The organism is Domibacillus enclensis (genome assembly GCF_900156125.1).
GTDB classification, from domain to species: Bacteria; Bacillota; Bacilli; order Bacillales; family Domibacillaceae; genus Domibacillus; species Domibacillus enclensis.
The window spans coordinates 339,371-354,299 of sequence record NZ_FTLX01000002.1; the positions used below are offsets into that span (position 1 = coordinate 339,371).

Sequence of the window (14,929 nt, forward strand, 5' to 3'; positions counted from 1 at the left end):
TACGGCGCAATAAACTGTCATATGGCGCATTTCCCAGGATTAAGGCGCATTTCCCAGAATGGTGGCGCAATTATTGATGAATTGCGCCTTAGCCGAGATCATTGCGCCATTATCAGCTGATTTAACTGACTTTCTTTGATTCTTTTTTAAACTGTCCCTGGAAAAAGTCGTCTGTTTCGCTTTTGATCACTTTGTATAGCAAAACGAGTGCGATCAAGTTCGGGATCATCATGAGTGCATTGGCCATATCAGCAAACGCCCACACCGTTGTCAGGCTTGCGACAGCGCCGATGCCTGTGGCTGCAATGTAAATAATCCGGTACGCGTTGATATACTGAGTTCCCGCCAGGTATTCAAAGCATTTCTCGCCATACACATACCAGCCGACAATCGTTGAAAACCCGAAGAAAATAACGGACAGGGAGACAATCCATTCACCCAGTGTACCGAGTACCGAACCAAATGCAGCTGTCGTCAGTGCGCCGCCCTCAAGTGCCGCATTATGGGCAACACCGGACAATGAACCGCCTGTCGGGTCCCAGAAGCCCGTCATTAACAAAACAAGCCCGGTCATCGTACAAACGATGATCGTCACAATAAAGGTCCCAGTCATTGCAACAAGTGCCTGCTTGACTGGATGATCAGCGCGGGCATTGCCGGCGATGAGTGCCGCTGTGCCAAGGCCCGCTTCATTTGAGAAAATACCGCGTGAGACGCCGTTCCGAATTGCTTCTGCTACAACAACCCCCATAAATCCGCCCGCTGCCGCAATGGGATTAAAGGCATAATGAAAAATCAACTGGAACGAAGGAATAATCTGATCATAGTTCAGGGCAATGATCATCAGTGAGCCGCCAATGTACAGGAACGCCATAATCGGAACAAAAAATCCAGCGACGGTACTGATCCGCTGCAGTCCGCCAAAAATAATAAGAGCAGTCAGGACAATGAGAATTAAGCCGGTGATCCAGCCGTCAATGCCCATAAAGTTATCCATAACGTCAGCAATCGTATTTGACTGAACGCTGTTGCCGATACCGAGAGCCGCAAAGGCGCCAAAGAACGCAAATGCGACCGCCAGCCATTTAAATTTGCGGCCGAGTCCGAGTTCAATGTAATACATCGGTCCACCGGAATATTCGCCGTTTTTATTTTTCACCCGGTATTTCATTGCAAGAAGAGCTTCTGCATACTTTGTAGCCATGCCAAGCAGCCCAACGACCCACATCCAGAAAATAGCACCCGGTCCGCCAAGCGTAACTGCCGTTGCCACCCCGGCGATGTTCCCGTTTCCGATCGTCGCCGCAAGTGCCGTCATTAACGCTTTGAAATTGCTGACGTCGCCTTCTGCCCTGGAATCCTCTGCCGACTCTTTCGTGAAGGCGAGCTTAAATGCATAAAGCAAACGGTGAAATTGAAGACCGCGCAGCAGGAATGTGAGAAAAAGTCCTGTTCCGACAAGTAAAATTAAGCTTGGTGTTCCCCATAGAACACTATTAATCTTTTGTAAAATTTCCAGCATAAAACGAGTTCCTCCCCGAATCTAAGTTGTTATTGTAACCGTTTTCACTTGCTGTTTCCTTCATTCTATCATGTGGATTCAGCGTGACAATTGTGTAAATAGGAAAATGAACGCAGGGGTTTTTGGTGAAATTGACAATGTCAGTATACCAATCAACGAAAGCGCCGTCACAGAATCAATTAAAGTTCTACTATTGGCAAAATTGATTCTTTTTCAGAAAAACGAATGAATGTAATAAAATTTAACAAAATGTTCGTTATTAAGCTAAAGCGGTTTATCAAGCCTTGTAAGCGATATCAATGAGAGATTATGTCGAAAAGTCAAAACAGGTGCCCTTGATTAACCCGTCATGTTATTTTATAATTCGGGTATTGATAAAGCACAAATTTTCAGATTACCGAAAATAACACGAATGAAGGAGTAGTATGATGACACGAGTGTATAATTTCTCAGCAGGTCCTTCCATGTTGCCTCTCGAGGTACTTGAAAAAGCACAGGCCGAACTTACCGATTACGCGGGTTCTGGCATGTCGGTGATGGAGCTGAGCCATCGTTCGAAATGGTTTACAGAAATCATTGAAACAGCGGAAACCGTTTTGCGCAAGCTGATGAACATTCCGGACAACTACAAAGTGTTATTCATTCAAGGCGGTGCTTCCCAGCAATTTGCGATGGTGCCGATGAACTTGTTTGCCGGCAGTAAAAAAGCCGACTTCGTTAACACCGGCTCATGGTCTAAAAAAGCGATCAAGGAAGCAAAGAAATACGGGGAAGTGCGCGTTATTGCGTCTTCAGAAGATAAAAATTTCAGCTACATCCCGGAAGTAACAGCAGACATGATCGATCCGGAAGCGGACTTCGTTCATATTACGACAAATAATACAATTGAAGGAACGGTCTTCAACAGCATTCCAGATACGGGGAATGTGCCGCTCGTTGCGGATATGTCTTCCAATATTTTGTCGGAAGAAATCGATGTATCTAAATTCGGCATTATTTACGCCGGCGCTCAAAAAAACATCGGACCTGCCGGATTAACGCTTGTCATTATCCGTGAAGACTTAATTGGCAAAGCAGGAGAGTCTGTGCCAACGATGCTGGATTACAAAACGCATGCAGACAGCGGTTCCCTTTATAACACACCGCCGACATTCGGCATTTACATGGCGAAGCTTGTGTTTGAATGGCTGGAGGAGCTTGGCGGCTTAAAAGCGATGGAAAGCCAGAACCGTGAAAAAGCAGCTATTTTGTATAACTATTTAGATCAGTCCTCTATGTTCAGCTCACCGATTAACGCAGCAGACCGTTCATTAATGAACATTCCATTCGTTTCACCGAGCGACGAATTGGACGCGTTATTCGTGAAAGAAGCGAAGCAGCAGGGACTTGAAACGTTAAAAGGGCATCGTTCAGTCGGCGGCATGCGGGCGAGTGTTTACAATGCGATGCCGGTTGATGGCGTCAAAGCGCTTGTCGCATTTATGGAAAAATTCGAACAGACTCATTCAGCGGAAGGGAAGTAACCAGACGTGTATACGATTAAATCAATGAATAATATTGCCGATATCGGCTTAAATGTTTTTAATAACGCAGATAATTTCCAGGTGAATGACGATACAAACACACCGGACGGCATTATTTTGCGCAGTGCGAACCTTCATGATACAGCGTTCGACCATAATGTAAAAGCCATCGCACGTGCGGGCGCAGGCGTGAACAACATCCCGGTTCAGGCGTGCACAGAGCGCGGAATTGTTGTGTTTAACACACCAGGTGCAAATGCCAATGCAGTAAAAGAATTGATTTTAACGACGATCATGGCGGTTTCTCGTAATCTATTTGACGGCGTCAACTGGACGAATGAGCTAAAAGGACAGGGCGATGCCATTCCGAAGCTTGTAGAAGCGGGGAAAAAACAATTCGTCGGCCGTGAAGTAAAAGGGAAAACACTGGGTGTTATCGGTCTGGGCCATATCGGCGCGCTTGTAGCGAATAATGCGCTTGATCTGGACATGGATGTCATCGGATTTGATCCGTTCATCTCAGTCGACACAGCGTGGAACCTGTCGCGCAACGTACAGCGCGCTCTAACGATTGAGCAGCTGTTTGCGGCGAGTGACTACATTACGGTGCACGTTCCGCTTACAGACGGCACACGCGGCATGTTTAATAAAGAAGCGTTTTCGGTCATGAAAAGCGGTTCGGTCATCTTGAACTTCTCGCGCGGCGAGCTTGTGAACGAAGAAGACATGCGTGCAGCGCTTGAAAGCGGCAAAGTCGGCAAATACGTCACTGACTTCCCGAACGAAAATGTCATCGGCATGAAAAACGTCATTCCGATTCCACATTTAGGCGCGTCTACAACGGAATCAGAAGAAAACTGTGCCATTATGGCGGCCCGCCAGATGAAAGAGTATTTGGAAACAGGAAACATCAAAAATTCGGTTAATTTCGGCAACATTGAAATTCCATTTACAGGCAAGCGCCGTGTAACGGTTGCGCATAAAAACGTGCCGAACATGGTTGGCCAGATCACTGGTGCCCTGTCTGATTACGAGTTGAACATCGCGGACATGGTAAACCGGAGTAAAGGGGATTACGCTTATACATTGATTGATATTGACAATCAAGTAAACGGCGAAGTTATCCCGAGCTTAACGGAAAAACTAACAAACATTCCAGGCGTCATTTTAGCCCGGATCATTTAATCAAACAAAAAACGCTGGACTTCATTGTCCGGCGTTTTTTTGTGTTAAAAACGATTTAGTCAAGAGAGTGCAGGTATTTTTTTATGTATACCCTTACCTGTTATCCCATTATTTTTCAGCAAATAATCAGCTTATATCACCCTAAAAAATAATTTGTAAAAATTGAAAATATTTGAAACCATTTGCTTCTTTTTCATGTATGATTAAGAGAAAAAAGGGAATGGGGGATTTATCGTGAACAAATGGAAATCGCTAATGGCTGCTGCGGTAAGCGCGTCACTCGTCATGCCGTCCGCCGCTTTTGCGGAAGTGCCGGCTTCTAGCAAGGAACAGCAATACAAGGCAGCACAGGCGGACAAGCAGGTAACGGATTCAAAAACACTCGTCATTAAATATTCAAAGGCTCTTCCACAAAGTGTACATAAGCAAGCAGGTGTCTCGATCGTCAAGCGGCTGCCAGGCTTGAAGTATGACGTCGTTCAAGTGCCGGCATCTAAAAAGCTGAGCGATGTGATCAACGTCTATAAAAAGCGCTCGGAAGTGGTCGCCATCACACCGAGTGTTCAGTATAAAGCGTTTGCGGCCACAGCAGATCCGAAAGCATCCAAGATGGACCACCTGGCTATGCTGAATATGGGCAAGGCGCTTGCCTACGCAGGGAAAAACGATGTTACGATTGCGGTTGTGGATGCGGGCGTTGATTATAAGCACCCGGATTTAAAGGCCAATTTGCTGAAGCCGTACAATGTTGCCAATCCTGCACGTAATCCGGTACGCGATCTTCATGGAACGCATGTATCCGGCATTATCGCCTCGGCAAAAGGAAATGGCCTTGGCGGATACGGCGTTTTTCCTGATGCCAAAATCCTGCCGGTGGATGTGTTTAACGGGTCCCTCGGAGCAAATGACTTTACGATTGCAGAAGGCATTACCTACTCGGTTGACCAGGGAGCGGATGTGATTAACCTGAGCCTCGGCGGCTTTATGCCTTCCCCGGTTGTAGAAGAAGCCGTTCAGTACGCGATTGACTCGGGTGTCGTTGTTGTAGCGGCGGCAGGCAATGAATCGACGAATCAGTATTCTTATCCGGCTGCTTATCCCGGAGTGATCAGTGTAGGGAATGTGAACGGGGCGAAGAAGCTCTCAGACAGCTCGAACTTCGGGTCATCAGTTGATGTTGTGGCGCCGGGCGAGAATATTTACAGCACTTCTTACGGAGCAGAATCCGGATCGAAATTTGAGCGGCTGACGGGGACCTCGATGGCCTCGCCAATGGCCGCCGCCGCCGCAGGGCTGTTAAAGTCAAAGTATCCGGACTTAACAGCGTTTGAAATTGAATATATTTTAGAGCAAACCGCCACAGATCTTGGTGAAAAAGGCTATGACTTAACTTACGGAAATGGCTTGATTAACCCGCTGAATGCGCTGAAGTTTGATGTAAAAAAGCTTCCGAAGCGGCCTGACGTTTCGGGTGAAGAAATTTTAAAAACAGCAAAGTCCATTCAGTCAGGCAAGCAATCGTTCAAAGGTTCCTTTACATCACCGGAAACTCTTCACTGGTTTAAAGCGAATGTGGAAGCAGGAGAGCACGTTCAGCTGATTTTAGATGGCAGCAAAGACTACGATTATGCGATGGAACTTTACTTTGTACCGGAAGACGGGGACCCTCAATACATTCGTGACGTGGACCAGGCAAAAGCGAGCGGACAGGAAGGCCATCTGTATACCGCTTCTGAAGCGGGTACACTCGTCGTCGGTGTAAAGGATGCAAACGGCAATTACAATGCAGCGGGCAAATCATCCTTTACCCTTCAAGCAGAAAAGCGTTCACCTATTATGCCGGATGAAGCATCGGTTGAGACACCGGTTTCGATTACGTCGCTTCCATATGAGAAAAATGACTTTACGCTTTACAGCGGAGAAGAAGGGCTTCCAGACTCGGATTTCTTCACATTATCTGTTGAAGAAGAAAAGCTCGTTTCACTTTCTGTTTCGGCCTTGCCGGGCGTGAATTCAGCGATCAACGTCTATGTGGGAGAAGGAGACGAGGAATACCAGATTGTCAGTGGAAACAGCCAGCCGGTGAACAAGGGTGAGACGGTTTCCTTCCAGGCTATGCCGGAAACCGAATACCGCGTTGAAGTCACAAATGGCGCATTCGGCGATGAAATCTTCCTGGATTCGATTTTAGATTTATTCGGCCTGACGGTTATGTCGATGAGTGAAATGGAAATGGGTGAGTCGGCGCTTCCATATACGTTTAAAGCGGAGGAACGAACCATTCCAGCGGATGAAGATGGCCTGCCGGAAGAAGGAACGCTTGAAGAAGACTATATGAATGGCGATCTGACCTTGAATGAATACGGGGAGGAAAAAGAAGACGAGCTGATTGACGGAACAGAAGAAGAGCCGTGGAGCAAGCCGATTCTTGAAAAAGCCATTTCCTATACAATAGGCAGCAGCAAGCAGGGCTACTTCCAATCAGGCTATGATGAAGACTACTACAGATTTGTTCCATCGTCTGATGGCATTTACTCATTTAACGTGGACCAGCCAGGCGGGCAGTTTGCCTACACAACGCTGATGGAGCTGGATGAGGAGTCAGGCGAGCTGATTCCGATCGGCGGTAATGACGGAGAAATGGATATGCTGAGTGCACTGCTGGGCGGTCTTGGTGAGTCAAGCGGTATGAATGTCGCGCTGAAAAAAGGTAAAACGTACGTACTGGCTGTTATAAACAGTGCAGAAACGCCTGTAGCTGATCCTTATACGCTGACATCGAAGCGTGTGGCCGATGTGCCGGCTGAAAAGGATACAGATCAGAATGTCCCTGAAGAAGGACTGGAATTAAGAGCCGGCAAAGCCGTTCAAAACTATTTTATTCAAGCAGGCGATATGGATTATTATTACTTTAAGAATGAAGGAAAACCAGGCGTGTATACACTTGATATTACACAGGGTGCGCTGACAGCTGCTCAAAAAGCCAGCATTCCATTTGATCTGCGTCCAGGTCATATTTTCAGCGGAGCGCTCATCGAGGATACGAATGGCGACAAAGTGCTGGATGAAGACGAAATGAACCGCTATACACCATTCGGCCCTGATTTTCTTTCCATGGTGCTGGAATCTGAGGTGCATACATCCTTTGCCGCCAAGGAAGACACCGGCTACTTTATTGAAGTAGCGCCATTTATGTCATTCGGTCCTAACCTGCAGCCGTACGAGATTAAAGTAGGGGCAACGTACAATCAGTTTGCGGATGGGGACGCCAAAGTGGCAAATCACGTGCCGACCAAGCCGCTTCCGTTGAAAACCGTCAACGGCCAATACGGAGCACGAGGCTATTTTAACGCGGGTGTGTCATTCGGAGATGTTGACCATTTCGCTTTGAAAATGGCGAAACCAGGTACTGTGTCCTTGACCTTTAATGCGGGCAAAAAAATGGATGGTGTTTTAGAGGTTTACAATTCAAAAGGAGCGCTTGTTGCATCATTTGACCGCTACGGCCAAAATGACGAAGAACTTGCCACCTTGAACCTGCCAAAAGGGACGTTTTACATTGAACTAAGCGAAGCAAACGGCATGGCTTCCACCGCGCCGTATGAATTAATCGTGAAAAAATAAAAAAAACGAGGCTTTTCGGAGCCTCGTTTTTTCACGCTGTTGAAAAGAGAATGTGTCAATGAAAAGCAGGTTATAATTTCTTCTTTTCAAAGTTCCTGTGCTTGCGCCAACACAGGAGGGGCGGGCGGTGAGCTGATCCCTCCCGAGTCTTCGTCCTGCGCCAGCCGCCCTGGTGGGGAGGAAAAGCAGATTGTAAAACCAAAAATGGAAATCGTTCTGAGTGGAAAGATAGAGATGAGAACCCTCTATTTTTCACCATGCAGGAAAAGCGGGCTTCTTTCTTGATGTCACATGTTTTCAAGAACAGCTTTCTGTTATACTCGCTGTTCTTTTAGAACCACTGCGGGCGGAGGGCTGCCGGTGAAGACTCCCGTTGGACGAGCGGACAGGCTGAAACAGCCGCGCTTTTTGGGCTGGTTCAGCGTTCGCCCAACAGGAAAGCGGAGCCGGCAGCCCGGAGCCACTGAATGTTCTTTTTTTGAAAAGACGACAGCCTTTATTTTGCTCATAAAAAGGAATATGCCATACAGAAATACCTGTATTCCCTTGACAAGCTTTTTTTTTTACTGGATTTTTTCGTTTGCGAGCATCAGGCCGATGGAGTTGTTTTGCTGCCAGATGCTTGAGAAATAGACGAGCGGGACAGGGCGGTTGCCGACGTAAGGGGATACCTCAATCGTCACTCCGGGCTTTTGCTCGTTTTGGATAAACCAGTCGTTAAACCCGCCGCCGCTTGGATTCGAACGGGCCGCGACAAGGCTGTAGCCGGTTTTTTGGCTTACTTTCCGAGCGATGGCCAGGTCACGTGATTTTCGAGCGCCTGATTGATAAAAGTGCCAGAAAATGATCTGCCCCGAGCTGTGATAAGAAGCACTCGTTTTAAAGGACCGCTTTTGAACAAAATCAGCCATTGCTTTGGCTTCCGGTTCACTGAGCGCTTTTGGCCCTTTGTAGTTTTGAGACGACGGCTTGCCGGGATCGCAGCAAATGTTCTTCCAGTCCGCCGGATAATTCCGGTTTAAATCCACGCCGCGGACATTCGCTTTCCAGGCAGCAAAGTTGGAGCTGCCGCCATTCAGTTTCAAGGCGGCGGCTTTGTTTTTCGCACTGCCCGCACCGAGCTGCACGAGAGAGACGCCATCCGGATTTACCATTGGTACGAAATAAATAGCGCTTTTTTGCAAAATCGAGCGGACCCCATAGCCGTTCATCGATCCATTCGTTTTAAACAGGTGGGCATATTGATCTGCCATTTCCATGACGACGTTCGTTGTAATGTGCTCACGCGCGTGATGGGAGGCATTCACTAATATTTCTTCTTTGCCGGTGCCCAGCTTCAGCGCATACAAATCACGTCCATCTACGGATTTCCCGATGACTTCAAGAGAAGCGATATCCGGATGCCAGAGAACAAGCTCCTTTAAATCCTGAACCATTTGCGTGTACGTGATCGTTTTAAATGGATCAACGTAATTGCCTGTATAAAGAGTGACATCCTCTTTGCGGATGTAAGCTGTGCGACCGCCGATATCGACAATGTAATAATCGCGGTACGCAGCCCGTGTGTCGAGTGCTACACCAGACTGCAGGCGGCCGAGCGGGGTTAAGGTGCCATTTTTGGAATAAAGCAGATCTGTCGTTTTTCGGGTAATGGCCCGGTTTTGATAGGTGTAGCCTGGCTGGACACCGCCGGCAAGAGAAGCTTCTGATAATGTAGAAACGGCCGCTTCTGCTACGTAGCCTGTTGTTTGGCCGAACACAAACGACACATAGCCATTTTCAGTACCTGTTTTTTTAAACACTTCACCGGTTAACAAACGGCCGGTTTTCACATATGTGCCATGCTGCTTTTCTAAAAGCTCGGCATCAGCTTCAAGACGGATAAAGGAAGAAGACGGGGGTGCTGGCTCCTCGTTTTCCTCCATAAGCAAATTCTCTCGTGCGATAAAGCCGTTTACACCCTGCCATGTTACACGGATTCTTGCTTCCTGTTCTTCTATGACTTTTACATTCGTGTTCGCTGCAATCGGAGTCAGCACAGCTTCGTTTCCACCGGAAGGCGGTGAGTAAATGACTGTGTCCGTTTTGGTTAAAACATACACCGCTGCCTGAGGAGCGAGAGGCGGAAGGGATGCAGCAAGGAGCAGGGAAATAAATAAGATCGAAAGCCACTTTTTCATTTGATTCCTCCATATTGTGGTGATTTGTCTTCATTTTAACAGATTTGTAGAATGAAAGAATCGAATTTTAGCAAATAAAAAAGTCGAACGACGGCATCGTTCGACTGTCCTTACACGTATCCTTTTGGGCATCTTTTTAAGATAAAAAGCCCATTAGTGCATATTTCATTTTTTCTGTTCCGGACAGCTCGCTCCACGGTTTCTTTTTCACATGATCCGCGTTGATCGGGGTGATAAAAGGACCGTGCTTCATAACAAGACTGTACGGATCGATGACAATCACTTCGCCATCCTCTACACCGCTGACTACCTGATACACACCGTCAACATGAAGACCGGTTTCAATCTGGCGGCGTTCCAGGCGTCCTCGGTCCGTTGCCACAACCACATACGTTTTTTTGTTTTTAGTCAGAATGGCTGTGTTCGGAATCGTCACGACATCTGGCTGCTCTTCGGTCACCACTTGCACATTCGCTTTTAAGCCGGCGTACAGGGAGCCCGCTTCTACGCCTGATAGCTGGGCGGAGAACGGATACAGGCTTTTCTGCTTTACTGTCGGCTCTTCTTCAGGGTATGTGCTGACTGTTCCCAGTGAGCCGCCAAACTGCTCAAGCGTCGTATCAACCGTCACTTCTACCCGCTGTCCGGCCTCGGCCAGTGCGACCTGCTTTTCATCAAAAACGCCTTGCACAGCAGGAACAGAGGAGCTGATCGTTAAAATCGGATTGTTTAAGCTTGTATCAATTTCTTTTACATAGCCTTCATTGGCGCTTTTCACAACCAGGTCGCTTTTCTTTGATTCCTGTGCGGCAATCAATGTATCGAATTTTTTTACTTGCTCCTGCAGCTTTTGCTTTTCTGTTTCCTGCTGTAAAATATCTTTTTCAATCGATGTGCTTGCATCGCCGCTTTGAATGACAGTAGTACTGTCCTCGTCATCACCAGAAGAAGGGACTTCAAGGTTGCTGCTTTCTTCACTTTCAGCCTGTGATAATAAAACACGGAGCTGGCTGATCTGGTTGTCGATTAAAGAGATTTGCTGCTGTGCTTCATCCTTTTCGGCTGTTAAACGGGCAATCTCATCATCTACTTCACTCGATGAATATTCGAAAAGGCTTGTGCCCGGCTGAATCGCATCGCCTTCTTTTACAAGCACCTGTTCAAGTGATCCTCTCGAGGAATCAAAGTAAACAGGGTATTCATCAGAAGGAACGACCACTCCTTCAGCAGAAAAGGATTCGACGACGTCGCCCATTTCTGAACGGTCCCATTCGGTTAGCCATTCGGTCCGGGCCGCCTTGCTGTCTTCTTTAAAGGTCAAATACAGGTTGCCCGCAATGACAACAGCGCTTGCGGCAAGCCATACCTGCTTTTTTATTTTCTTCATTATGTCCACCTCTTTTCGTTAAAACAAGTTTTCGACATGAATCGATGTAAACAACGTCGCGATGATCCAGCATGCAAGCCCAACGAAAAACACCATGAAGAAAACGAAAAGCGGTTTTCTTGCCTGTGAAGTGCGCAAAAAGCGATATTGCATGACGAGAATCCAAATTTGAAAGATTGTAATAAAGCTAAAAAAGCGAATGGCCAGAGCATTTTCTGTCGCGTATTGTGCGACGACACCGAGAGAAAACGGTGACGATTCACGCGGAATCGAAAAGAAAATGTTCCAAAGAATCAAAAGGGCAAATTCAATAAGATAAATAGAAAATGCCATACATTGCAGCGCAATCAGTTTTTTAAACTCCAATTCCAGGAACGTCCAGAAAAGAAGAGCCGGGATAAAGATAAAAAATAGAGGAAGCAGCAGCCCGGCGATCCCGGAGCCTGCAGTAAATAATAGTTTCAGCCATTCATATGTATACATATCGGATTCGGCCATATAAGCAGAGATGCTTTCACCCTGGATGCCTAAAGCGCCGGCAGCCAGTGACAAAAGAACACTGATTAAAACCAATAAGGAAAACTTGGGCCATAAACCGCGGATTTTTTCGGCGTGTGACAGCTGCGCGAGTTCATGTGTAGAGCGAAACAGCCCTTTTAAAAGCTGAAGCCGATAAGCCATTGTAAAATCTCCCATCAAATAGAATAAAGAAACATCATTCTTCATTATATACAACTATTGTTAAATGAACCAATAATAATTTGAGATTATCGGTCTATTTTCTATTTGTCAGAATTATTAAACAGTTGAAATATGAATGTAATACAACGAACATCCTAGTGTAATAGTCTTGAAATAGAAGCGTGATACAATCAATCTCGTGTTACAAAACTAGGGGGTAGTGAATACGTGAAAAAATTAGCGATGTCTCTTCTTGCCGCATTGATGATCTTCTCAGCTTCGTCAGCTTCTGCAAGTGCCGCTGTCCATACAGTCCAAAAGGGAGATACACTATATAATCTATCAAAACGCTACACGACAACTGTTGATCAAATAAAGAAATGGAACAACTTATCTTCCAATACAATTCAAATCGGCCAGAAGCTATCAATCGGTTCAACTGCTGCCGCTTCATCAACTCCTGCACCAGCAGAAAAAGAGCCGGCTAAAGCCGTATCAAAAGAAATTACTGTGAAATCAACGGCCTACACAGCCTATTGCAAGGGCTGCTCGGGCATTACCGCAACAGGTATTAACTTAAAGAAAAACCCGAACGCAAAAGTCATTGCCGTAGATCCAAAGGTGATTCCGCTCGGCACAAAGGTTTATGTTGAAGGATATGGTGAAGCTGTTGCCGGCGATACGGGCGGTGCGATTAAAGGAAACAAAATTGACGTACATATGTCTACAACGCAAAAAGCGAAAAATTGGGGCGTACGCACAGTGAAGGTACAAATTTTAAAATAAACCTCAGGAAGCCAGGGATATCCCGGCTTCCTTTTTTGTATGTAACTGGGGCTTTTATGTCGGTAATATTACGAATTCGAGATAAGCGTTTTCTTGTAACATTCACGTCATATTTAAACATCTAAGCGTAATGTCCTTTTAAAATCATTACACCCCAGGACGTGTTACAATGAATCTCGTTAGGTCGAAACACACCGGCCAGGCGAGGATCACGTTCCTCCGCATTCAAGCGTTTATCGCTTTTATCATATATAGTTGTTGTCCCTACAGTCACGGAGAAATACAGCGTTACAAAATTCTTGCGTACGTGTGCACCGTCACACCGGCAGGAACAATTCAGGAGGTTTTTCATATTATGAAAAAGCAAATCATGGCACTTACAGCAACAGCAGTAATCGGCGGAGGCGCATTCGGCACCGCTGCATCAGCGAGCTCATATACAATTCAATCAGGAGATACTCTATGGAGCATCTCTCAAAAAACAGGTACTACTGTTGATCAGTTAAAATCAGCGAATGGTCTTTCATCTAACATGATCTATGCAGGTGAAACACTTCAAACATCCGGTTCAGGAAATAAAGCAGCGGCAGCTTCTTCTAACGGTACATATACTGTTAAAGCAGGCGATACTCTTTATAAAATTGCAACAGCACACGGCATTTCAGTTGATTCATTAAAAGCAGCGAACGGTCTTTCATCTAATATGATCTACCCGGGCGAGCAGCTTTCAACGAATGGATCAGCGGCGCCAGCAAAAGCAGCAGCTCCAGCGCAAGCTTCTACTCAAGCAGCAGCAGAGCCAGCTCAGCAATCTTCAGCACCACAAGGCAAAACGTTATCTGTAACAGCAACAGCGTACACAGCGGATTGTGCTGGCTGCTCCGGAATCACAGCGACAGGAATTGACCTTCGCAATGCACCAAACAAAAAAGTAATCGCGGTTGACCCGAATGTCATTCCACTTGGCTCACGTGTATACGTTGAAGGCTACGGTGAAGCCATTGCCGGCGATACAGGCGGTGCCATCAAAGGAAACAAAATCGATCTACACGTACCAAACAACGATGCAGCATACAGCTGGGGCGTACGTACAGTGAACGTAACAATTCTTGACTAATAATTAAGTGTAAAAAGGCTGTCCCTACGCGGGCAGCCTTTTTTTGTTTAGGATAGCAGGGTGGAACGCTGATATATGGCTGCTAACGCTGATAAACTATCCAGGAACGCCTTTATTTGAATATACGAGCGTTAGCCGAGGAGATATCAGCGTTATTTTTCTTTTTCTGGCGTTAAGGGGGGGGGGAATTCATTCTTAAAAAATTAGCCGCTTTACATGAAAACAAATGAATCGTTTTTACGGGTTCACCCGTATATAATAGAAGAAAGAAGAAAGAAGGAATGACCATGAAACGGTATAAGCACTATGCAGAAAGCATCCGCTTCAAGCGCCAGGGCGGACATTGGCGGCCGATTGTCACTGATTCCAGGCTGTCTTTTGCAGGAGAAGGCAGAAGTGCCGCTGTTTTTCGAATTGCTGATACAAACAAGGCGCTCAAGGTCTTTTACCCGGATAAAGTGCACATCGCCAAAGAAGAAGCGGATATTTACCGGCTGCTGTCAGGCATCCCGCAGTATCCGACTCTTTATGAAGCAGGCGGCACCTATATCGTCATTGACTGGGTGGAGGGAAGAACATTTTTTCAGTGTCTGGAAGAAGGCATCGACATCTCTACCCGCCATATTCAAGAAGCCGATCAAGCTTTGCTGTCTGCACGAAAAAGAGGCTTAAACCCGTCTGATGTGCACCTGCGCAATATTATGGTCACAAGCACAGGCAGCACCATGATTATTGATGTAGCCCGCTTTCGCCAGGAAAAGGATTGTATGAACTGGGAAGATATAAAAACAGCCTATTCCGTATTTTATACGAAGCCTTTTTTCCCGAAGCGATGGCCGAAGCGTCTGTTGAATACGCTTGGATTGCTTTATAAAATGCGGCTGCTTCCGGTTCATCGGACAGCAGCAAAAAATCCGCAGTGAC

At 46.4% G+C, this 14,929-nt stretch carries 10 protein-coding genes; 6 read left to right on the forward strand and 4 right to left on the reverse strand.

Annotated features, from left to right (window positions below; genetic code table 11):
* Window positions 1-121: 121 nt before the first annotated feature.
* On the reverse strand, window positions 122-1,522 hold the full coding sequence (locus BW952_RS05500; protein ID WP_045851160.1) for an alanine/glycine:cation symporter family protein: 1,401 nt from the start codon (window positions 1,520-1,522) through the stop codon (window positions 122-124).
* Window positions 1,523-1,950: 428 nt separating this feature from the next.
* On the opposite strand from BW952_RS05500, the gene serC reads away from it, so the two are divergent.
* From serC to BW952_RS05515, 3 genes are all read left to right on the forward strand, one after another.
* Window positions 1,951-3,045 carry a 3-phosphoserine/phosphohydroxythreonine transaminase gene (serC, locus tag BW952_RS05505; protein WP_045851161.1) on the forward strand — a complete coding sequence of 365 codons (1,095 nt, stop codon included), beginning with the start codon at window positions 1,951-1,953 and terminating at the stop codon, window positions 3,043-3,045.
* A 24-nt stretch (window positions 3,046-3,069) separates the two neighbouring features.
* A complete protein-coding gene (locus BW952_RS05510) occupies window positions 3,070-4,230 on the forward strand; it encodes a phosphoglycerate dehydrogenase (protein ID WP_045851167.1) in 1,161 nt (386 codons plus the stop codon).
* A 234-nt stretch (window positions 4,231-4,464) separates the two neighbouring features.
* Window positions 4,465-7,854: a S8 family peptidase gene (locus BW952_RS05515; RefSeq protein WP_045851162.1), complete on the forward strand. Its 3,390-nt coding sequence runs from the start codon at window positions 4,465-4,467 to the stop codon at window positions 7,852-7,854.
* 563 nt (window positions 7,855-8,417) lie between these two features.
* Here BW952_RS05515 and BW952_RS05520 read toward each other — a convergent pair.
* From BW952_RS05520 to BW952_RS05530, 3 genes are all read right to left on the reverse strand, one after another.
* Entirely contained in the window at window positions 8,418-10,034 is a 1,617-nt protein-coding gene (locus BW952_RS05520) for a M14 family metallopeptidase (protein WP_052698501.1), read from the reverse strand.
* Between the two features lie 136 nt (window positions 10,035-10,170).
* The gene (locus BW952_RS05525) at window positions 10,171-11,421 is read right to left on the reverse strand and encodes an efflux RND transporter periplasmic adaptor subunit (RefSeq protein ID WP_045851731.1); all 1,251 of its coding nucleotides are present in this window, start codon (window positions 11,419-11,421) and stop codon (window positions 10,171-10,173) included.
* A gap of 18 nt (window positions 11,422-11,439) precedes the next feature.
* Window positions 11,440-12,102 (reverse strand): hypothetical protein, encoded by a 663-nt coding sequence (locus tag BW952_RS05530; RefSeq protein ID WP_045851730.1) that lies wholly within the window; start codon window positions 12,100-12,102, stop codon window positions 11,440-11,442.
* A 228-nt stretch (window positions 12,103-12,330) separates the two neighbouring features.
* Between BW952_RS05530 and BW952_RS05535 the strand changes: the two genes are divergently transcribed.
* From BW952_RS05535 to BW952_RS05545, 3 genes are all read left to right on the forward strand, one after another.
* On the forward strand, window positions 12,331-12,888 hold the full coding sequence (locus BW952_RS05535) for a 3D domain-containing protein (RefSeq protein ID WP_045851729.1): 558 nt from the start codon (window positions 12,331-12,333) through the stop codon (window positions 12,886-12,888).
* Between the two features lie 355 nt (window positions 12,889-13,243).
* Complete coding sequence (locus tag BW952_RS05540; RefSeq protein WP_045851728.1) at window positions 13,244-14,005, forward strand: LysM peptidoglycan-binding domain-containing protein; 762 nt, start codon at window positions 13,244-13,246, stop codon at window positions 14,003-14,005.
* A gap of 287 nt (window positions 14,006-14,292) precedes the next feature.
* Window positions 14,293-14,928 (forward strand): serine/threonine protein kinase, encoded by a 636-nt coding sequence (locus BW952_RS05545; RefSeq protein ID WP_045851727.1) that lies wholly within the window; start codon window positions 14,293-14,295, stop codon window positions 14,926-14,928.
* The last annotated feature ends 1 nt before the right edge of the window (window position 14,929 follow it).

Excerpts from the sequence above, each read along its gene's own strand:
- BW952_RS05545 (WP_045851727.1), top strand. The coding sequence starts at position 14,293 with ATGAAACGGTATAAGCACTATGCAGAAAGCATCCGCTTCAAGCGCCAG.
- BW952_RS05520 (WP_052698501.1), bottom strand. The coding sequence starts at position 10,034 with ATGAAAAAGTGGCTTTCGATCTTATTTATTTCCCTGCTCCTTGCTGCA.
- BW952_RS05530 (WP_045851730.1), bottom strand. The coding sequence starts at position 12,102 with ATGGCTTATCGGCTTCAGCTTTTAAAAGGGCTGTTTCGCTCTACACAT.
- BW952_RS05540 (WP_045851728.1), top strand. The coding sequence starts at position 13,244 with ATGAAAAAGCAAATCATGGCACTTACAGCAACAGCAGTAATCGGCGGA.
- BW952_RS05510 (WP_045851167.1), top strand. The coding sequence starts at position 3,070 with ATGAATAATATTGCCGATATCGGCTTAAATGTTTTTAATAACGCAGAT.
- serC (WP_045851161.1), top strand. The coding sequence starts at position 1,951 with ATGACACGAGTGTATAATTTCTCAGCAGGTCCTTCCATGTTGCCTCTC.
- BW952_RS05525 (WP_045851731.1), bottom strand. The coding sequence starts at position 11,421 with ATGAAGAAAATAAAAAAGCAGGTATGGCTTGCCGCAAGCGCTGTTGTC.
- BW952_RS05500 (WP_045851160.1), bottom strand. The coding sequence starts at position 1,522 with ATGCTGGAAATTTTACAAAAGATTAATAGTGTTCTATGGGGAACACCA.